Source organism: Agromyces litoreus, from assembly GCF_040496015.1.
GTDB classification, from domain to species: Bacteria; Actinomycetota; Actinomycetes; order Actinomycetales; family Microbacteriaceae; genus Agromyces; species Agromyces litoreus.
Genome location: NZ_JBEPKA010000005.1, coordinates 129,635 through 147,443, shown reverse-complemented (window position 1 = coordinate 147,443; position 17,809 = coordinate 129,635). Strand labels below are relative to the sequence as shown.

Below are 17,809 nucleotides of genomic sequence, written 5' to 3'. Positions count from 1 at the left end.
CGTCAACGCGTCCCGACGGATGCCGCGGCGTCCGCCTCGGCGAGCCGAGGCGCCACGATCGCGGCGACCTGCGCCGCGCCCGTATCCGTCATGACGATGGTGTAGTGGTTGAGCCCCGCGACGTCGGTGACGCGGAGCGCCGGCATCCGTTCTGCGGTCGCCGCCACCCGATCGGCAGGGTACAGCGCCTCGGGCTGGTCGAGCAGCCCGCGCCCGGCGCGGATGAAGTCGACGGGCGCCGGAAGGGCCTCGAGCTCCGTCGCGTAGCCGTCGCCGCCGTCGAGCTCGAGCACGTTCTGCGCCACCGCGTCGGCGACCGACGAGCTGCGCAGCTCGGGCGCGCTCCCGACGAGGTCGTAGGCGACGTAGTCCGCGATGCGATCGTCCCACGCGGGCCCGATCGCGGGATGGGACTTCCAGAAGTCGTCGTAGGCGGCCTGGTCGGGGAACCGCATGGCCAGTCGGGCGATCGCCGGACCGAGGACGGCCGCGGCCACCTCGTCGGGCGCGAGGCCCTCCGGATGCGGGATGGGCAGTCCGCCGTCGACGAGCACGACGCCCGCGACCCGGTCCGGATGCGCCGCCGCGAACCGCACGGTCACGAAGGCGCCCATCGAGTGCCCGACCACGAGCGCGCGGTCGATCCCCAGCGCGTCGAGCACGCGGGCCTGGTCGTCGGCGTGGTCGCGCAGCGACCACGGGCCGGGCAGGTCGGCCGAGCGTCCCCGGCCGCGCAGGTCGGGAGCCACGATCCGGCGCGCGGGCAGCGCGTCGGCGACGTGGTGCCATGCACGGTGGCTCGCGGTGATGCCGTGGATGGCGAGCACGGGCGTGCCGCCGGCGTCGGCGTGCCACTGGCCGCCGGCGAGATCGCCGCCGCGCACGGGCGCGGTGAACGGGGCCGGACCGGTCATCGCGCGCTCCATCCGCCGTCCATCGTGTAGCTCGCGCCCGTCACCATCCGGGCGTCGTCGCCCGCGAGCCACCGGACGAGGCTCGCGACCTCGGCCGGTTCGGTGAGGCGCTTGATCGCCGACTCGGTCAGCATGACCTTCTCGACGACCTGGTCCTCGGGGATCCCGTGGACCCTGGCCTGGTCGGCGACCTGCTTCTCGACGAGCGGGGTCCGCACGTAGCCCGGGTTCACGCAGTTGGACGTGACCCCGTGCGGGCCGCCCTCGAGCGCCGTGACCTTCGAGAGCCCCTCGAGGCCGTGCTTGGCCGCGACGTAGGCCGACTTGTACGGCGAGGCGCGGAGCCCGTGCACGCTGGAGATGTTGATGACGCGACCGAACCCGCGCTCGTACATCCCGGGCAGGGCGGCACGGATCAGCAGGAACGGCGCCTCGAGCATGATCCGCAGCAGCAGCGAGAACCGTTCGGGCTCGAAGTCCTGGATGGGGCGCACGTGCTGGAGCCCGGCGTTGTTGACGAGGATGTCGGCCTCGAGGCTGAGGTCCGCGAGCGCCGCGGTGTCGCCGAGGTCGACCCGCCAGGCCTCCCCGCCGACGCGCTCCGCGGCCGCCTCGGCGGCCTCTCCGTTGAGGTCGGCGATCGTCACGTGCGCGCCGGCCTCCGCGAGCGCCTCCGCGCAGGCGAGTCCGATCCCGCTCGCGCCGCCCGTCACGATCGCGCGGCGTCCGGCCAGTCCCGTCATTGGTCCTCCTGTTCGCTGTCGCGGTCGCCCCGTCCGAGGGCGCCGCCGATGAACCGCATCATCTCGTCGAGCACGTGCTCGGGGACCGCGTCGGTGCCCGACGCGGTCGGATCGGCGTCGTCGCCGGGCCCGCCGTCGGCGCCGTTGCCCCAGAGCACCCAGCGCATGCCGATCATCTCGCCGATGCCCATGAGCGCCCAGGCGGCCACGGTGGGGTCGATGTCGCCGATCTCGCCGTCGAGCTGCGCCTCGCGCAGGCCGTCGATGTACCCCTCGACGATGCGCGTGTAGTGCAGCCGCAGGGCGCCCGGCGAGACGAACTCGGCCTCGCGCACGACCCGGTAGAGCGCCGGGTGCTCCGCGGTGAACCGGAAGAACGCCGCGAAGCCCTCGCGCTCGGCCTCGAGCCGGGTGCGCGCGCCGCGCGCCCCCTCGCTCATCGCATGCCGCACGCGCTGGTTGAGGTCTTCGACCAGCTCGTCGAACACGTCGAGCTTGGAGTCGAAGTAGAGGTAGAACGTGCCCTGGCCGACGCCCGCCCGCTCCGTGATGCGCGAGATCGACGCCTCCGTGTAGCCGTGGTCGGCGAAGACGTGCTCGGCCGCCTCGAGGATCCGCCGGCGGGTCTTCTCGCCGCGGGCGGTGCGGGGCGCGGCGCTCATGCGCGTGCTCCGTCCCGTGCCCCGGGCTCGTCCTCGCGCAGCCGTCGCGCGCGCTCGGCGAGGACCCGGCGAAGGGTCTTCGCGGCCGAGGTGCGCGGGATCTCGTCGATGAAGTGCAGGTCGCGCGGCACCTTGTAGCCGGCGAGCGAGCCGCGCGCGAACTCGGCCAGCTCGGCGGCGTCAGTGATCGCCCCCGGCCGCAGCACGACCCACGCCGACCCGACCTCGCCCCAGCGATCGTCGGGGACGCCCACCACCGCGACGTCGGCGACGGCCGGGTGGGTCATGAGCACCGCCTCCACCTCGGCGGGCGAGACGCCCTCGCCGCCGGAGATGTAGACGTCGGTGAGCCGGTCGACGATCGTGAAGTACCCGTCGGCGTCGCGGCGGACCAGGTCGCCGGTGTGCAGCCGGCCGTCGCGCAGTGCGGCGGCCGTGGCCTCCGGGTCGCGGAAGTACCCGGGGAACACGCCGGGGCCCGAGACGAGCAGCTCGCCCTCCGCGGGGCCCGCGAGCAGCTCCCCCGTCGCCGGGTCGGCGACCGCGACGTCGACGTGCGCATAGGGTGCGCCGGCGGACCCGACCCGTTCGCGGGCCTCGCGATCCGGCAGGCACAGGACGTTCGGGGACGCCTCGGTGAGCCCGTAGCCCTGGGTGAGGGCGACCCCCCGCGCGTGCCACGTCCGCAGCAGCGCCGGCGGCATCGGCGCGCCGCCGACGACCGCGTGCCCGAGCCGGGAGAGGTCGGTGTGCGCGAAGTCGGGGTGCTGGGCGAGGAAGAGGTAGTTCGCCGGAACGCCCATCATCGTGGTGATCCCGCGCTCGGCGATGAGCCGGAGCACTCGGCCCGGATCGAAGGTCCGCTCGAGCACGACCGTCGCACCCGACCACCAGGCCAGGAGCGGCTGGATGTTCCAGCCGCCGACGTGGAACTGCGGCATGACCGCGAGGACGACGTCGTGCTCCGCGATCGGGATGGTCTTCGACAGCGACAGGTTCGTCCAGAAGCAGTTGGCGTGCGTGAGCACCGCGCCCTTCGGGCGGGAGGTCGTGCCGGAGGTGAACACGATGAGCAGCGCGTCGTCGTCTCGGACATCGGTCCTGGTCGCGGGCGCCTCGGCGCGCGCGCCGGGATGCGGCACGCGCTGCTCGACGCCGTGGGCGCCGAGCGCCGCGACCGGGAGGCGTGCGGCGAGCCGGCCCAGGGTCGCGCGGGCCAGCGTCTGGAACTCGTCCTCGACGAGCAGGAGCACGGGGTCGGCGATCTCGAGCTGCTCCGCGAGCTCGCGCGGCGAGAGTCGCCACGACAGCGGCACGAGCACGAGTCCGGCCTTGGCGCACGCGAAGAACAGGACGACCTGGTCGGCGCTGTTGCCCGTGATCGTCGCGACCCGGTCGCCGACGGCGTACCCCGCGTCGCGCAGGGCGGCGGCCAGGCGCGCGGCCCGCCCGTCGAGCTCGCCGTAGGTGAGCGCGACGCCCCGGTCGTCGACCGCGACCGCGTCGGGCGCCGTCCGGGCGCGGTCGGCGCTCCAGCGGCCCAGCGTGCAGGCTCCGTCAGGCATCGACGGCCTCCTCGGGCTCGGCCGGGTGCTGACGGCGTCTCGTGGCCAGTCGCGAGGGCAGACCCGCGATCCCTCCGGGGAGGAACAGCACCACGAGCACGAACAGCGTGCCCAGGATGAACAGCGGTTCGGACAGCGGGATCCGGAGCACGTCGGGGAGGGCGGCGATCGCGTCCGACCCGGCGAGCGCCGTGAGCCGCTGGTCGAGCAGTGTGTAGACGATACCGCCGACGATGGCGCCCCAGCGCGCACCCACCCCGCCGAGCACCACGATCACGAGCAGCGTGAGGGTGAAGTCGGCGGTCGCGATGCGGGGCGCGGCACCGGACTGCAGCAGCAGGTAGCCCATGCCGGTGACGGCGGCGAGCACCGAGGCCACGATGAAGACGAGCAGCTTGACGTCGTACGGCCGGAGCCCGATGACCCGGACCCGCAGCTCGTTCTCGCGCACCGCCTCGGCGACGTGCCCGGCACGGCTGCGCTCGACCCAGAGCACGATGAGGTACACGACGACCAGGATCCCGAGCGCCATCCAGTAGAGGTTGCGCGTGTCGACGACGCCGACGAGCTCCGGCGGCACGTGCGCGGTCTCGAGCGCGAGGCCCTCGTCGCCGCCCGTCGCACCCCCCGGGTTGCGGCGCACGAGCACCGACCCGGCCTGGGCGAACGCGAGGGTCACCATCGCGAAGGAGATGCCCGTGACCCGCAGGGCGAGCGCGCCGACCGTCGCGGCGAGCACGAAGCCGAACACGAGCGTCGCGAGGATCGACACCGTGAAGACGAGCGCGCTCGGCCACTCGGCGGGCCCGAAGGCCTCGAGCGTCATCGCGAGCCCGTAGGCACCGGCGGCGAAGAACAGCGCGTGGCCGAAGGAGAGCAGTCCGGCGAGCCCGAACATCATCCGGTAGGTGAGCGCGAGCGCGGCGATGAGCAGCGCGAAGGCGAGCAGCTGGAGGGTGCCGGCCGTGTACGTGGGCCCGGGCAGCACCCCGGGGATGTCGATCGCGAGCAGCGGCAGCACGGCGAGCCCGATGACGAGCAGGATGCCGCCGACGAGCAGGCGGGTGGTCTTCGCGGTCATGCGGCGGCCTTCCCGAGGAGCCCACGCGGGCGGATGAGCAGGACGGCGGCCAGGAGCACGACGACCACGAGGTCGCCGGTGCCGCCGAGGTAGAAGTTGGCGAACTGCTGCAGCACGGCCACGAGCACCGAGGCGATCGCGGCGCCGGTCAGCGAACCGAGTCCGCCGATCACGGTGACGATGAACGCGAAGATCAGCAGCACGGAGCCGAGGTGCGCCGAGACGTAGCCGTAGTACACCGAGGCGAGCACGCCCCCGAGTCCCGCGGCGCCGCCGCCGATGGCGAAGACCAGCGTGAACGAACGGCGGACGTCGATCCCGAGTGCGGTCACCATGCTCCGGTTCTCGACGCCGGCGCGGATGATGAGCCCGTAGCGCGTGTTCCTCAGGAACAACACGATCCCGGCGAGCACGAGCGCGGCGCAGGCGATCAGCAGGAACCGGTCGTTCGGGATACGAGCACCGAGGATCTCGGTCGTCTGCGTGAGCCAGGCCGGCCGATCGGTGTAGATCGGGTCGGTGCCCCAGATGCCCTCGAAGAGGGCGACGGCGGCCAGCGAGATGCCGACCGTGACGAGGGCCTGCTCGATGTGCCGCTCGTAGAGCCGGCGGATGACGAGCACCTCGGTCAGCACGGCGACGGTCGCCCCGACGAGGATCCCGACGACCGCGGAGATCGCGAGGCCCGTCCAGCTCCCGTCGGAGATGCGCCGCCCGGCTTCCCAGCCAAGGAACGCGGCGATGGTGAGGAACGCGCCGTGCGCGAAGTTCAGCACGCCCATGAGGCCGTAGATCAGCGAGAGGCCGCTGGCGACGAGGAAGTACAGCGCGCCGAGGCCGAGGCCGGTGATCAGCAGCAGGATGATCGTGTCCATCAGGCGGCCTCCCGCTCGTCGTGGACGCCGAGGAAGCGCTGGACGCGCTCGTGGTCGTCGAGGAGCTCGTCGGCGGTGCCGGTGAACACGACGCGGCCCGAGGAGAGCACCACGACGCGCTCGGCCAGACGCCGCACGACGAGCAGGTTCTGCTCCACGAGGAGGATCGGGGCCGTGCGCGCCGCCTCGGCGAGCGCGTCGGCCACCTCGTCGACGATGCGGGGCGCCAGGCCCTTCGTGGGCTCGTCGACGAGCAGCAGCCGGTTCTCGTTCACGAGCGCCCGGGCCAGCGAGACCATCTGCTGCTGGCCGCCGGAGAGCGTGCCGGCACGCTGCTCGCGGCGCGCCTCGATGTCGGGGAAGAGGGATGCCACGAGCTCGCGCCGCGGGGTGCGGTCGCGCTCGGCGAGGCGCAGGTTCTCGGCGACCGTGAGGGAGCCGAAGACCTCGCGATCCTCGGGCACGTAGGCCACGCCGCGCTGCACGATGCGATGCGTGGGCAGCCGGTCGATCCGCTCGCCGGCCAGGCGCACCTCGCCGGTGCGCTCGATGAGCCCGAGGATCGACTTGATCGTCGAGGTCTTGCCGACGCCGTTGCGGCCGAGCAGGGCGGTCACGCCGGTGGCGGGGACGTCGAACGAGACGTCCTCGACGACCTGCTGGCCGGCGATGCGACCGTGCAGTCCGCGGATCGAGAGGATGGGCTCGGCGCCCTGGGATGGGATGGGGACGGGGTTCCGGTCGGCGGCGGGGGCGGCGCTCATGCGGCGTTCCCGAGGTACGCGGACTGGACGGTGGGGTTCGCCATGACGGCCTCCGGGGAGTCGGCGGCGAGCAGTTCGCCGTGGTGCATGACGGCGACCCGGTCGGCGAGGCCGAGGACGACGTCCATGTGGTGCTCGACCATGAGCACGGTGCGCCCGCCGCGATGGAGCCCGCGGATCACCTCGGTGAGCGCCGGGACGTCGGCCGAGCCGACGCCCGCCATGGGCTCGTCGAGGAGGATCACGCGGGGCTCCATCGCGATGAGCATCGCGATCTCGACCTTCCGCTTCTCGCCGTGCGAGAGCCCCGAGGCGACGGCGTCGGCACGCTGGGCCATGCCGACCTCCTCGAGCGCGGCGAGGGCGCGCCGGGTCGCGGCATCCGTGCGCCGCGGAGTGCGGAACACGGATGCCGCGCGTCCCTCGCGCGCCTGGGCGGCCAGCCGCACGTTCTCGAGGACGTCGAGCGCCGGGAAGAGGCTCGAGGTCTGGAACGTGCGGCCGAGGCCGGCCGCGGCGCGTCGGTGCACGGGGGTGGCGGTCACGTCGGCGCCCGCGAGGCGCACGGCCCCGTCGGTCGGCCGGAGGACGCCGGACACGACGTTGAACAACGTCGTCTTGCCGGCGCCGTTCGGGCCGATGACGCCGAGCATCTCGCCCTCGGGCACGGTCAGCGACACGTCCTTCAGGATGTGCGCGCCGCCGATGCGGAGGGAGACGTGCTCGAGCTCGAGCGCCGGGTGCGGGGTCATGTTCGCGAGGTCCTTTCCGTGCTGGTCGCTGGAAGCGGGTCGGGTCAGCCCGCGACCGGCGGGGCGACCGTCTCGGCGTCGACGGTCTCGACGAGCTCGGGAGCCCAGCCGTCGGCGCCCTCGACGAGCTTGACCTGGTACATCGGCTGGATGAGCGCGTGGTCGTCGGCGCGGACGGTGACCTCGCCCTTGACCGACTCGAAGGTCCAGCCCTCGAGCGCCTCGATCATGGCGTCGACGTCGTCGCCGCCCTCGCGCACCGCCTGCACGATCATCTGCGCGGCCACGAAGCCGTCGACCGAGAACAGGTCGGGGGCGGCTCCGGCCTCCTCGAGGCGCGTGATCATCTCGTCCTCGATGTCGGTGCCCGCGGCCCCGCCGAAGTAGTGGTTGAGGAACGAGATGTCGCCGGAGGCGTCGCCGTAGGCCTGGTACGTGGCGACGTCGCCGAGGCCGGTGACCACGGGGGCGCTCTCGAACACGCCCTGCTGCTGCAGCGCGGTCCACATCGCGCCCGACGAGGCGCCGGCCCACGCGACGAACACCAGGTCGGCGTCCGCGTCGATCAGCTGCTGGGCGAACGGCGTGAACTCGGTCGCGTCCTCGGCGACGAGCACGCCCTGCACCTCGGCGCCCTGGCCGCCGAGCACGGCCTCGACGCCGGCGAGGTTGCCCTGGCCGAAGGCGGTGTCCTGGGCGAAGACCACGACCTTCTTGCCGGCGGGGTCGCCGATGAAGGTGCCGGCGGTCGCGACGTCCTGGTAGGTCTGGCGGCCCGAGCGGAACGTGTAGTCGTTGACGCCGGTGATCGGGTCGGCCGCGGCGGGTCCGGAGATGTAGAGGATCTCGTTCTGCTCGGCCTGCTCGGCGAGCGAGAGCGCGATGCCCGAGGCGACGGTGCCGGCGAGCACCTTGGTGCCCTGCCCGATGAGGTCCTTGGCCTTGGCGACCGCGGTGTCGGGGTTGCCCTGGTCGTCCTCCCAGGTGATCTCGAGTTCGCGGCCGTCGACCTCCCCGGTGCCGTCCGTGGCGTAGTCGAGGCCGGCCTCGAAGCCCGCCACGTACGCCTCGCCGTAGGCGGCGAGCGGGCCGGTCTCGGACGTGATCATGCCGATCGCGACCGGAGCGGCGTCCGCCGCATCGGCGTCGCCTCCCCCGGCGGCGGTGGTCGGTGCGCAACCGGCCAGTGTGAGCGCCGCGGCGGCGACGAGCGCCGGCGCGAGGAACTTGGGTGCAACTCGCATGCTGTGAGCCTCTCTGGGTGACGACGGTGTCAAACCTGACGGGTGGTTCAGGTCTCAGGAACGTACACTAGAGTCGATCGCGCACGACGCGCAACCCGAGCCGACCGCCCATCCGGCACGTCGGCACCCGAGACGAAGGAGTCCCACCCTCATGAGCTTTCCCGACGTCGTCATCGTCGCCGGCGCCCGCACGCCCTTCGGCCGCATCGCCGGCAACCTCGGCAGCCTGAGCGCGGTCGAGCTCGGCACGATCGCCATCCGCGGCGCCATCGAGAAGGCCGGGGTCTCCCCCGACGACGTCGACGCCGTCATCATGGGCCAGGTGCTCCAGGCCGGGGCCGGCCAGAACCCCGCGAAGCAGTCGGCCGTGGCCGCCGGCATCCCCTGGCGGGTGCCCGCGATCACGCTGAACAAGGTCTGCCTGTCGGGTCTCGTCGCCATCGCCGACGCCGCCCGGCTCATCCGGCTCGGCGAGGCCGACGTGGTCGTCGCCGGCGGCCAGGAGTCCATGACCAACGCCCCGCACGTGCTGCCGGGCTCGCGCAAGGGCCACCTCTACGGCAGCGTCGAGATGCTCGACGTCACCGCGCACGACGGCCTCACCGACGCGTTCGACCACGAGTCCATGGGCGCCTCCACCGAGCGGTTCAACGCCCGGTACGGCCTCGAGCGCCCCGAGCAGGACGAGATCGCGGCCGCCTCGCACGTCCGCGCCGGCAGGGCTCAGGCCGACGGGATCTTCGACGACGAGATCGTGCCGGTCGAGATCCCGCAGCGCAAGGGCGACCCGATCGTCGTCTCGGCCGACGAGGGCGTGCGACCCGACTCCACGCCGGAGACGCTCGCGAGGCTCCGTCCCGCCTTCGCCGAGGGCGGCGCGATCACCGCCGGCAACTCCTCCCCGATCTCCGACGGCGCCGCCGCGGTGGTCGTCGCCAGCCGCGCCTGGGCCGAGGAGCGGGGCCTGCCGTGGCTCGCCCTCGTGGGCGCCTCCGGCCAGGTCGCCGGCCCCGACAACTCGCTGCACTCCCAGCCCTCCAACGCCATCGCGGCCGCCCTCGACCGCGGCGGATGGCAGGCCGGCGACCTCGACCTCGTCGAGATCAACGAGGCGTTCGCGGCCGTCTCGCTGCAGTCCATGAAGGACCTGTCGCTCGACGCGGAGAAGGTCAACGTGCACGGCGGGGCGATCGCGCTCGGCCACCCGATCGGCGCGTCCGGCGCTCGTCTGGCGCTGCACGCGGCGCTCGAGCTCTCGCGTCGCGGCGGCGGGAAGGCCGCGGTCGCGCTGTGCGGCGGCGGCGGACAGGGCGAGGCCCTGCTGCTCTCGCGCTGACCCGCGGCGGACGGGCCCGTGCTGTGGTGCAATGGCACCACGGCACGGGCCCGTTCGACGAGGAGGCGCGGATGAGCGAGACGAGGTCGGATGCGAGGGGGCGGTCCGGGTCCGGCCCGACGCGCCTGGACCACCGCCTGCGCCCGATGGGCGGCCGCGACCCCGACGAGCCGCACCGCTCGGCGACGCCCCTCGAGCTCTTCTTCGACCTCGTCTTCGTCGCCGCCTTCAGCGCCGCCGGGAGCCAGACCGCGCACCTGCTCGAGCTCGGGCACTTCGGTGCGGCGACCGCGGGCTTCGTGTTCGCGGCGTTCGCGATCGCGTGGGCGTGGATCAACTTCACCTGGCTCGCCTCGGCGTACGACAACGACGACGTGTTCTTCCGCGTCGCCACGATGGTCGTGATGATCGGGGTCATCGTGCTCGCGCTCGGGCTCCCCCGGGCGTTCCACTCGATCGACGAGGGCGGCGAACTCGAGAACGGCGTCGTCGTGATCGGGTACGTGATCATGCGCGTCGCGGTCGTGGCGCTCTGGATCCGCGCGGCACGCCACGACCCCGAGCACCGTCGGGCCGCGCTGGCCTACGTCGTGCTGGTCTCGACCGCCCAGGTCGGCTGGATCCTGTTGCTCGTGGCGAACCCGCCGCTGTCGACGACCTTCATCGCCTGGCTGGCGCTGGTCCTGTTCGAGCTGGCCGGTCCCGTGATCGCCGAGCGCGTCGGCGGCCGGACGCCGTGGCACGCGCACCACGTCGCCGAGCGGTACGGCCTGCTCGTCATCATCACGCTCGGTGAGATCGTGCTCGGCACCATCCTCGCGATCAGCGCCGTCGTCGAGGAGCAGGGCTGGGACGTCGAGGCCGTCCTCGTGACCGTCGGCGGCACGATGCTGGCGTTCGGACTGTGGTGGGTGTACTTCACGATGCCCTCGGGCGCCGTGCTCGCCCGCCACCGCGAACGCGGGTTCGCATGGGGGTACGGGCACCTTGCGATCTTCGGCTCCCTGGCCGCCACGGGGGCGGGCCTGCACGTCGCGGCCTACGTCATCGAGGGCACCGCGCACATCGACGACACCACGGCGGTGCTGACCGTCGTGGTCCCGGTCGCCGCCTACTCGACCGCCCTGTTCGCGATCTACACCGCCCTGCTCCGGGAGTTCGACCCGTTCCACATCGTGCTCTACCTCGGCAGCCTCATCCCGCTCATCGCCGCGGTGATGGCCGTCGCCTCGGGCGCGAGCATGGGGACCGGGATCGTGATCACCTCGCTCTCGCCCCTGGTCGTGATCATCGGCTACGAGACGATCGGCCACCGGCACCAGGCGGCCGCGCTCGCCCGATCGCTCGCCTGAGCCGCCCGCGCGCGACGGACGGGTCCCGCGGTGCTCGCCACGGGACCCGTCCCTCATCCGCCGGCCGGCGTCCTCATCCGGTCGGCCGGTTCGCCCGCAGCACCTCGAGGCGGGCGCGGTACTCCGCCTCGTCGATGTCGCCGTTGGCGAATCGCTCGCCGAGGGTCGCCTCGGCCGACCCCGCACGCGCCCACGGCGGTCCGCCGGCGCCGTACCAGGCGCGACGTCGGCGGGAGACGAGGAACACGACGAGTCCGATGACGAGGATCCAGAGGATCGGGACGAGCAGGAACACCCAGCCGGATCCGGGCCCCCACGCTCCGGCGTGGGCGAGGACGGATGCGGCGACGAGCGAGGTGGACATGGCGGGACTCCTTGATCGTGCGGCCCCGGTCGGGGCCGTCGAGGACAGCCTCCCGGTCCTCCGGGGCCCGCGCATCGGCCCCGGGGAGTGACCTCCGCTACTCCGACGGGAGCAGCCCCGCGCTACGTCCAGCCGGGTGCGACGAGCCCGGACTCGTACGCGACCACGACGAGCTGGACGCGATCCCGCGCGTGCAGCTTCGACATGATGCGCGAGACGTGCGTCTTCGCCGTGAGCGGGCTCAGCACGAGCGCAGCCGCGATCTCGTCGTTCGTGAGACCCTGCCCGACCAGGCGGAGGACCTCTCGCTCGCGGTCCGTGAGCGCCGCGAGCGCCTCCCGATCGGGCTCGGCGCGCAGGCCGGTCGCCATGCGCTCCAGGAGCCGGCGCGTCACGCCGGGCGAGAGCAGCGCCTCGCCGCCCGCGACCACGCGGACCGCGCGGATGAGGTCCTCGGGCTCGGTGTCCTTGACGAGGAACCCGCTGGCGCCCGCGCGCACCGCCCGTGCGACGTACTCGTCGAGCTCGAACGTCGTGACGACCACGACGTGCACCGCCGCCAGCGAGGCATCGGCCGCGATCTGCTCCGTGGCCCACAGGCCGTCGCCGCCCGGCATCCGGATGTCCATGAGCACGACGTCGGTCGGCGCCGAGCGCACGAGCTCGAGCAGCTGCTCGCCCGTCGAGGCCTCGCCGACGACCTCGATGTCGGGTTCCGCCTCGAGCAGGGCCCGGAACCCGGCCCTCACGAGGACCTGGTCGTCGGCGAGCGCCACCCGGATCATGCGGCGGCTCCCCACGGCAGGCGCGCCGTGACGCGCGCTCCCCCGAGCGGCGAGCGCTCGAACTCGACGGTGCCGCCGAGCAGCGCGGCACGCTCGCGCATGCCGAGGATGCCGCTGCCCTCGTCGGCGCCGTCGATCCCGGTGCCGTCGTCGTCGACCGTGACGAGCAGGTCGCCGTCGAGGGACTCGACCGCGACGACCGCGCGTCCGGCGCCGGCATGGCGCACCACGTTGACCAGGGCCTCCTGCGCGATCCGGTACGCGGCGAACTGCACGGCACGGCCGGGGGCCTCGCCGAGGCGGTCGACCACCTCGACGTCGAACCCGGGCGCCCGGAATCCGGCCGCCAGCCGCGGCAGCTCGGCGAGCTCGGCCTGCGGCGCGAGCGGCGCCTCGCCGTCGGAGCGGATGACGCCGAGGACGCTTCGCACCTCCTCGAGCGCGGTCTTCGAGGTCGCCTTCACGCTCTCGAGCGCCGTGCGCGCCCGGTCCGGATCGCGATCCATCAGGTGGAGGCCGACGCTCGCCTGGACGTTGATCTGCGAGAGGGCGTGCCCGATCACGTCGTGCAGCTCCCGCGCGATGCGGATCCGCTCCTGCTCCTCCGCCGTGCGCCGCCGACGGGCGGTCTCGGCGCGGTACGCCGCCAGTCGCTCCCGACGCACGCGCACCGCGCTGCCGAACGCGAAGCAGGCGACCAGCACCGCGGTCGTGCCGGCGACGCGCAGCGGATTCCACGTCGCGCCGAGGAGGCTTCCGACGACGATGGCCGCGGTCCAGCCGACGGCGACCGAGGCGACGGCCCAGCCGATCGCCCCTCGCGCGACGGCGAGGACGATGGCGAACGCGAGCGCGACGTACGGCGGGCCCTCGGCCGGCGGGAGGAGCAGGTCGGCCAGGGCCAGCGCGGTGACGACCGCGACCGTCGCGCCGGGTGCGCGACGCGCCGCGAGGAGCGCGAGTGGGCCGGCGAGCGCCAGCACCAGCTGCGCCAGCGCGAGCAGCGGTGCCGGGCGGAGCCACGCCAGGACGACGATCGTGCCGGGGACCTGGACCAGGACGCTCGCCACGACCGGCGCGACGAGCGCGAACGCCGGCGAGGGGCGGAAGCGACCGGGGCCGCCGTCGTGGCGGCCGGCGTCCCACGTCGACTGGGGCATCCCACGATCGTATCGCCGGCCCGGTGGCCGTCGGATCCGCCGGCGGGCGCAGGCGCGGGTACTCCCCCGGGAGTACCCGCGGCTACAGGACGCTGATCGGCTTGACGATGTCGGCGTAGATCAGCAGCGCGCTCATGCCGCCGAGGATCACGACCATGGCGAAGGTGAGGGGCATGAGCTTGGCGAGGTCCACGGGCCCCGGGTCGGGGCGGCGGCGCACCTTCGCCCACCCGCGGCGGATGGCCTCCCACAGGGCACCCGCGATGTGCCCGCCGTCCAGCGGCAGCAGCGGGATCAGGTTGAACACGAACAGCGCGACGTTCAGCGAGGCGAGGATGCCCACGAGCCCGGCGGCGCGCGCGGCGATCGGCACCTCGTCGAGGCTCGCGATCTCGCCGGCGACGCGCCCGACGCCCACGACCGAGATCGGCCCGTCGGGGTCCCGCTCCTCGCTGCCGAACGCGGCGTTGGCGACGTCGACCATGCGCTGGGGCAGGTTCAGGATGATGCCGCCGACGGCCTGCACGTTCTCGCCGACCATCGGCAGGACGGCGGTGACCGGCTGGCGCACGGTCTCGGTGGCGGCCCCGATGCCGACGAAGCCGACCTCGATGGTGACCGGGGCGCCGTCGGACCCGGTGACCACCCGCCCGAGCTGGTCGGTCGCGTAGCGCTCGCTGAGCAGCGGGGTGACCTGCAGCGTCACCTCGTCGCCGTCGCGCTCGACGACGACGGGGATCTGCTCGCCGGGGTGTGCGCGGATGATCTCGGTCGACTCCGTCCACGACGAGATCGGCGTGCCGTCCACGGCGATGATCGTGTCGCCCGGCTGGATGCCCGCTTCGGCGCCGGGCGCCGCGGGGTCGCCCGACTCGCACGTCTGCCGCTCGCTCGTGGCCGGCAGGGCGCACTCGGAGACGGTGCCGATCGTCGTCGAGGCCTGCGTGACCCCGAATCCCATCAGCAGCACGCCGAAGAGGACGACGGCGAGCACGAGGTTCATGAACGGCCCGCCGAACATCACGACGATGCGCTTCCACACCGGGAGGCGGTAGAAGGCGCGGTGCTCGTCACCGGGGGTGATGGACTCGGCGCTGGAGTCACGCGCGTCCTGGACGAGGCCGCGGAGGAATCCGGTGCTGTCCTCGCGTGTCGCGCCGTCCTTCCCGGGCGGGAACATGCCGATCATCGCGATGTAGCCGCCGAGCGGGATCGCCTTGACGCCGTACTCCGTCTCGCCCTTCCGTCGGGACCAGATCGTCGGCCCGAAGCCGATCATGTACTGCGTCACCTTGACGCCGAAGAGCTTCGCGGGCACGAGGTGCCCGATCTCGTGCAGGCCGATCGAGAGGGCGAGGCCGACGACGATGATGGCGACGCCGATCACGAATGCGAGCACGGATTCCACCCCGTCATCGTAGAGGCGTTGGCTCGGGACGGGCTGTCCGCGGGCTGGGAACGCGGCGACGGCGCGATCACGGTCCGTCGGTGCCGCCCGGCGCGCGCCGCGCGCGAGGCCCGCGCCGGGTCAGGCGCGGGCGATGCGCGCGTCGGCGGCGCGCCGCGCGACCCGCTCGGCCTCGGCGAGGGACTCGACCGTGAGGGTGCCCGACGCGGCCTCGTGCGCGTCGACGACCGCCCGCACGGTGTCGACGATCCCGGTGAAGCCGATCCGGCCCGCGTGGAACGCCGCGACCGCCTGCTCGTTCGCGGCGTTGAAGACGGCGGGGTACTCCCCACCCGCACGGCCGACCTGCTTGGCCAGCCGGACCGCGGGGAACGCCTCGCCGTCGAGCGGTTCGAAGCTCCACTGCTGCGCGGTCGTCCAGTCCAACGGCGCGCCCGCGGCCGCGACCCGGTTCGGCCAGTCCAGCCCGAGCGAGATCGGCAGGCGCATGTCGGGCGGGGACGCCTGGGCGATGGTCGAGCCGTCGACGAACTCCACCATCGAGTGCACGATCGACTGGGGGTGCACGACGACGTCGATGCGGTCGTAGTCCACCTCGAAGAGCAGGTGCGCCTCGATCACCTCGAGGCCCTTGTTGACGAGGGTCGCCGAGTTGGTGGTGACGACGAGGCCCATGTCCCAGGTCGGGTGGGCCAGCGCCTCCGCCGGGGTCACCTCGGCGAGGTCCTCACGGCGGCGGCCGCGGAACGGTCCGCCCGAGGCCGTGAGCACGAGCCGGCGCACCTCCGCGTGCGCGCCCGCGCGCAGCGCCTGCGCGATGGCCGAGTGCTCCGAGTCGACGGGCACGATCTGCCCCGGTGCCGCCAGCCGCGTCACCAGGTCGCCGCCCACGATCAGGGACTCCTTGTTCGCCAGCGCGAGGGTCGTCCCGCGCTCGAGCGTCGCGAGGGTCGGGCCGAGCCCCACGGACCCGGTGATGCCGTTCAGGACGACGTCGGCGTCGACGCTGCGCACGAGCTGCACCGCCTCCTCGACCCCCACGGCCGTGTGCTCGACGCCGAACTCATCGGCCTGCCGCTCGAGCTCCGCGCGGTTGGACCCCACCGCGAGGCCGACGACGTCGAAGCGCCGCGGATTGGCCCGGATGACGTCGAGCGCCTGCGTGCCGATGGAACCCGTGGACCCGAGGATGATGACCGTGCGCACCCGACCACTCTAGGGGCCGGGTCTCAGCGGCGCGGGAGCAGTGCGACGGATGCGGCGACCCGGCCCGGCACGTCGAGGTCGAGGATCCGCAGCTCCGCCCAACCGGGACCGACCTCGGGGACGCCGCGCCGCACGCGAGCCTCGCCGTCGTCGTCGCCGGGTACCGAGAGCGCGATCCGCGCGGGCTCGAGCACGTCGAGGTGGCCGACCGCGCGCAGCAGCGCGGCCTTGCGCGCCCACAGCTGCGCGCGCACGAGCGGCCTCGAGCCGGGGTCGAGCGCGTCCAGCCGTGCGCGCTCGTCCGGATGCAGCGCGGCCGCGTCGAGCACCGGCGACGGCTCGGGGGTGACGACCTCGACGCCGACCCCGACCGGGTGGCGCGTCCCGACGGCCGCGACGACGACGCCGCCGGCGGTCGCGGCATCCGCGTACCAGGTCCCGCCGGACGGCGTGGTCGGGTAGCGCACCGAGGGACTGCCGTGGCGCAGCCCGCACACCGGGCAGGCCTCGTCGAGCTCGACGTCGTCGGCAGGGACGCCCGCCGACGCGGCGAGGTGCGCTCGCAGCAGCCCGGCCACGCCCCGTGGACGACGGCCGCCTGCGACGACCGCGACGCGCACCCCCGTGCCGTCCAACTCGACGACCTCGCCGCCCGGAGTGTCCATCCGCCCATGATGGCGCACTCGCGCGGGCCGGTCATGCCACGTCCCATATTCCGGGGCGTGCATGCGGGCTGACGTAGCGTCGTGCGGGTGAGTGAGATCGAGGCCGACGCCGTCCCCGCCCAGCCGTCCCGGCCCGGCCCGGTGTACGGCCTCGTGCGCGGCGTGCTCCGTCCGCTGGTCCGGATGATCTACCGCCCGACCATCACCGGCGCGGAGCGGGTCCCGCGCACCGGTCCGGTGATCTTCGCGTCGAACCACCTGTCGTTCGTCGACAGCATCGTCATCCCGCTCGCAGCACCTCGGCCGGTCCAGTTCCTCGCCAAGTCGCACTACTTCACGGGCACCGGGGCGAGGGGGTGGATCTCGCGGACCTTCTTCACCGCGATCGGAGCGGTCAGCGTCGAACGCGGCGCCGGGGCGCAGGCGCAGGCCGCACTCGACCAGGGGCGCAGGATCCTCGAGGCGGGCAGCGCGTTCGCGCTCTATCCCGAGGGCACCAGGTCGATCGACGGCCGCCTCTACCGCGGTCGCACCGGCGTGGCGTGGCTCGCGCTCACGACCGGGGCCGTCGTGGTCCCGGTCGGGCTCGTCGGCACCGAGGAGATCCAGCCCGTCGGCACGTCCGTGCCGCGGGTGCGCCCCGTGACCGTGCGCTTCGGCGAGCCGATCGACCTCGCACACCACGGCGCCCCGACCTCCGGACGCGCGCGCCGAGCCGCGACCGACGAGATCATGGCCGCGATCCACGCGCTCAGCGGGCAGGAGCTCGCCAACGCGTACAACGAGGTGCCGCCGCAGGGTGCGATCGCGAAGCTCACCGACCGCGTCGTGCCGCGCGAGCGGGTCTGATCCGGACCGTGCTCCCGGCTCGCTCCGCCGGAGCCGGCCGCGGCGATTCCCAGCGCCCGGGCGACGCGGACCGGTAGGGTCGGC

The 17,809-nt window shown here is 73.6% G+C and carries 17 protein-coding genes and 1 pseudogene; 3 read left to right on the top strand and 15 right to left on the bottom strand.

Going from position 1 to position 17,809, the window contains the following annotated elements; genetic code table 11:
* Window positions 1-2 precede the first annotated feature (2 nt).
* From ABME01_RS06035 to ABME01_RS05995, 9 genes and pseudogenes are all read right to left on the bottom strand, one after another.
* A complete protein-coding gene (locus tag ABME01_RS06035) occupies window positions 3-914 on the bottom strand; it encodes an alpha/beta hydrolase (RefSeq protein WP_353827465.1) in 912 nt (303 codons plus the stop codon).
* A complete protein-coding gene (locus ABME01_RS06030) occupies window positions 911-1,657 on the bottom strand; it encodes a 3-hydroxybutyrate dehydrogenase (protein WP_353827464.1) in 747 nt (248 codons plus the stop codon). The genes ABME01_RS06035 and ABME01_RS06030 overlap by 4 nt, the downstream gene beginning before the upstream one ends.
* Entirely contained in the window at window positions 1,654-2,319 is a 666-nt protein-coding gene (locus tag ABME01_RS06025) for a TetR/AcrR family transcriptional regulator (RefSeq protein ID WP_353827463.1), read from the bottom strand. Before ABME01_RS06025 ends, ABME01_RS06030 begins: the two co-directional genes overlap by 4 nt.
* Window positions 2,316-3,884 (bottom strand): class I adenylate-forming enzyme family protein, encoded by a 1,569-nt coding sequence (locus ABME01_RS06020; RefSeq protein WP_353827461.1) that lies wholly within the window; start codon window positions 3,882-3,884, stop codon window positions 2,316-2,318. Before ABME01_RS06020 ends, ABME01_RS06025 begins: the two co-directional genes overlap by 4 nt.
* The gene (locus ABME01_RS06015; protein ID WP_353827460.1) at window positions 3,877-4,965 is read right to left on the bottom strand and encodes a branched-chain amino acid ABC transporter permease; all 1,089 of its coding nucleotides are present in this window, start codon (window positions 4,963-4,965) and stop codon (window positions 3,877-3,879) included. Before ABME01_RS06015 ends, ABME01_RS06020 begins: the two co-directional genes overlap by 8 nt.
* Window positions 4,962-5,840, bottom strand: coding sequence for a branched-chain amino acid ABC transporter permease (locus tag ABME01_RS06010; protein ID WP_353827459.1), 879 nt, complete (start codon window positions 5,838-5,840; stop codon window positions 4,962-4,964). Before ABME01_RS06010 ends, ABME01_RS06015 begins: the two co-directional genes overlap by 4 nt.
* Window positions 5,840-6,604, bottom strand: a complete 765-nt coding sequence (locus ABME01_RS06005; RefSeq protein ID WP_353827458.1) for an ABC transporter ATP-binding protein — start codon at window positions 6,602-6,604, stop codon at window positions 5,840-5,842. The genes ABME01_RS06010 and ABME01_RS06005 overlap by 1 nt, the downstream gene beginning before the upstream one ends.
* Window positions 6,601-7,281, bottom strand: a pseudogene (locus tag ABME01_RS06000) (ABC transporter ATP-binding protein); the annotation flags it as partial. The gene ABME01_RS06005 and the pseudogene ABME01_RS06000, both read right to left, overlap by 4 nt.
* A gap of 119 nt (window positions 7,282-7,400) precedes the next feature.
* Window positions 7,401-8,600 (bottom strand): substrate-binding domain-containing protein, encoded by a 1,200-nt coding sequence (locus ABME01_RS05995; RefSeq protein ID WP_353827456.1) that lies wholly within the window; start codon window positions 8,598-8,600, stop codon window positions 7,401-7,403.
* Between the two features lie 151 nt (window positions 8,601-8,751).
* Between ABME01_RS05995 and ABME01_RS05990 the strand changes: the two genes are divergently transcribed.
* Window positions 8,752-9,936: an acetyl-CoA C-acetyltransferase gene (locus ABME01_RS05990; protein WP_353827455.1), complete on the top strand. Its 1,185-nt coding sequence runs from the start codon at window positions 8,752-8,754 to the stop codon at window positions 9,934-9,936.
* A gap of 71 nt (window positions 9,937-10,007) precedes the next feature.
* Window positions 10,008-11,288 carry a low temperature requirement protein A gene (locus tag ABME01_RS05985; RefSeq protein ID WP_353827454.1) on the top strand — a complete coding sequence of 427 codons (1,281 nt, stop codon included), beginning with the start codon at window positions 10,008-10,010 and terminating at the stop codon, window positions 11,286-11,288.
* Window positions 11,289-11,361: 73 nt separating this feature from the next.
* Here ABME01_RS05985 and ABME01_RS05980 read toward each other — a convergent pair whose 3' ends face one another.
* The 6 genes from ABME01_RS05980 to ABME01_RS05955 form a co-directional block, all read right to left on the bottom strand.
* Window positions 11,362-11,652: an SHOCT domain-containing protein gene (locus tag ABME01_RS05980; protein ID WP_353827453.1), complete on the bottom strand. Its 291-nt coding sequence runs from the start codon at window positions 11,650-11,652 to the stop codon at window positions 11,362-11,364.
* A 122-nt stretch (window positions 11,653-11,774) separates the two neighbouring features.
* Window positions 11,775-12,437 carry a response regulator gene (locus ABME01_RS05975; RefSeq protein ID WP_353827452.1) on the bottom strand — a complete coding sequence of 221 codons (663 nt, stop codon included), beginning with the start codon at window positions 12,435-12,437 and terminating at the stop codon, window positions 11,775-11,777.
* Window positions 12,434-13,597, bottom strand: a complete 1,164-nt coding sequence (locus ABME01_RS05970; RefSeq protein WP_353827451.1) for a sensor histidine kinase — start codon at window positions 13,595-13,597, stop codon at window positions 12,434-12,436. Before ABME01_RS05970 ends, ABME01_RS05975 begins: the two co-directional genes overlap by 4 nt.
* A gap of 82 nt (window positions 13,598-13,679) precedes the next feature.
* Window positions 13,680-15,005: a M50 family metallopeptidase gene (locus ABME01_RS05965; RefSeq protein WP_353827450.1), complete on the bottom strand. Its 1,326-nt coding sequence runs from the start codon at window positions 15,003-15,005 to the stop codon at window positions 13,680-13,682.
* Window positions 15,006-15,125: 120 nt separating this feature from the next.
* Window positions 15,126-16,211, bottom strand: coding sequence for a 1-deoxy-D-xylulose-5-phosphate reductoisomerase (gene dxr / locus ABME01_RS05960; protein WP_353827449.1), 1,086 nt, complete (start codon window positions 16,209-16,211; stop codon window positions 15,126-15,128).
* A gap of 23 nt (window positions 16,212-16,234) precedes the next feature.
* On the bottom strand, window positions 16,235-16,876 hold the full coding sequence (locus ABME01_RS05955) for a 4'-phosphopantetheinyl transferase family protein (RefSeq protein WP_353827448.1): 642 nt from the start codon (window positions 16,874-16,876) through the stop codon (window positions 16,235-16,237).
* An 87-nt stretch (window positions 16,877-16,963) separates the two neighbouring features.
* Between ABME01_RS05955 and ABME01_RS05950 the strand changes: the two genes are divergently transcribed.
* Window positions 16,964-17,725: a lysophospholipid acyltransferase family protein gene (locus tag ABME01_RS05950; RefSeq protein WP_436407401.1), complete on the top strand. Its 762-nt coding sequence runs from the start codon at window positions 16,964-16,966 to the stop codon at window positions 17,723-17,725.
* Window positions 17,726-17,809 lie beyond the last annotated feature (84 nt).

Coding starts and splice junctions, on each gene's coding strand:
- ABME01_RS05975 (WP_353827452.1), bottom strand. CDS start 12,437: ATGATCCGGGTGGCGCTCGCCGACGACCAGGTCCTCGTGAGGGCCGGG.
- ABME01_RS05970 (WP_353827451.1), bottom strand. CDS start 13,597: ATGCCCCAGTCGACGTGGGACGCCGGCCGCCACGACGGCGGCCCCGGT.
- ABME01_RS05985 (WP_353827454.1), top strand. CDS start 10,008: ATGAGCGAGACGAGGTCGGATGCGAGGGGGCGGTCCGGGTCCGGCCCG.
- ABME01_RS05990 (WP_353827455.1), top strand. CDS start 8,752: ATGAGCTTTCCCGACGTCGTCATCGTCGCCGGCGCCCGCACGCCCTTC.
- ABME01_RS06030 (WP_353827464.1), bottom strand. CDS start 1,657: ATGACGGGACTGGCCGGACGCCGCGCGATCGTGACGGGCGGCGCGAGC.
- ABME01_RS05955 (WP_353827448.1), bottom strand. CDS start 16,876: ATGGACACTCCGGGCGGCGAGGTCGTCGAGTTGGACGGCACGGGGGTG.
- ABME01_RS06015 (WP_353827460.1), bottom strand. CDS start 4,965: ATGACCGCGAAGACCACCCGCCTGCTCGTCGGCGGCATCCTGCTCGTC.
- ABME01_RS06035 (WP_353827465.1), bottom strand. CDS start 914: ATGACCGGTCCGGCCCCGTTCACCGCGCCCGTGCGCGGCGGCGATCTC.
- ABME01_RS05980 (WP_353827453.1), bottom strand. CDS start 11,652: ATGTCCACCTCGCTCGTCGCCGCATCCGTCCTCGCCCACGCCGGAGCG.
- ABME01_RS06010 (WP_353827459.1), bottom strand. CDS start 5,840: ATGGACACGATCATCCTGCTGCTGATCACCGGCCTCGGCCTCGGCGCG.
- ABME01_RS06005 (WP_353827458.1), bottom strand. CDS start 6,604: ATGAGCGCCGCCCCCGCCGCCGACCGGAACCCCGTCCCCATCCCATCC.
- ABME01_RS06025 (WP_353827463.1), bottom strand. CDS start 2,319: ATGAGCGCCGCGCCCCGCACCGCCCGCGGCGAGAAGACCCGCCGGCGG.
- ABME01_RS05995 (WP_353827456.1), bottom strand. CDS start 8,600: ATGCGAGTTGCACCCAAGTTCCTCGCGCCGGCGCTCGTCGCCGCCGCG.
- ABME01_RS06020 (WP_353827461.1), bottom strand. CDS start 3,884: ATGCCTGACGGAGCCTGCACGCTGGGCCGCTGGAGCGCCGACCGCGCC.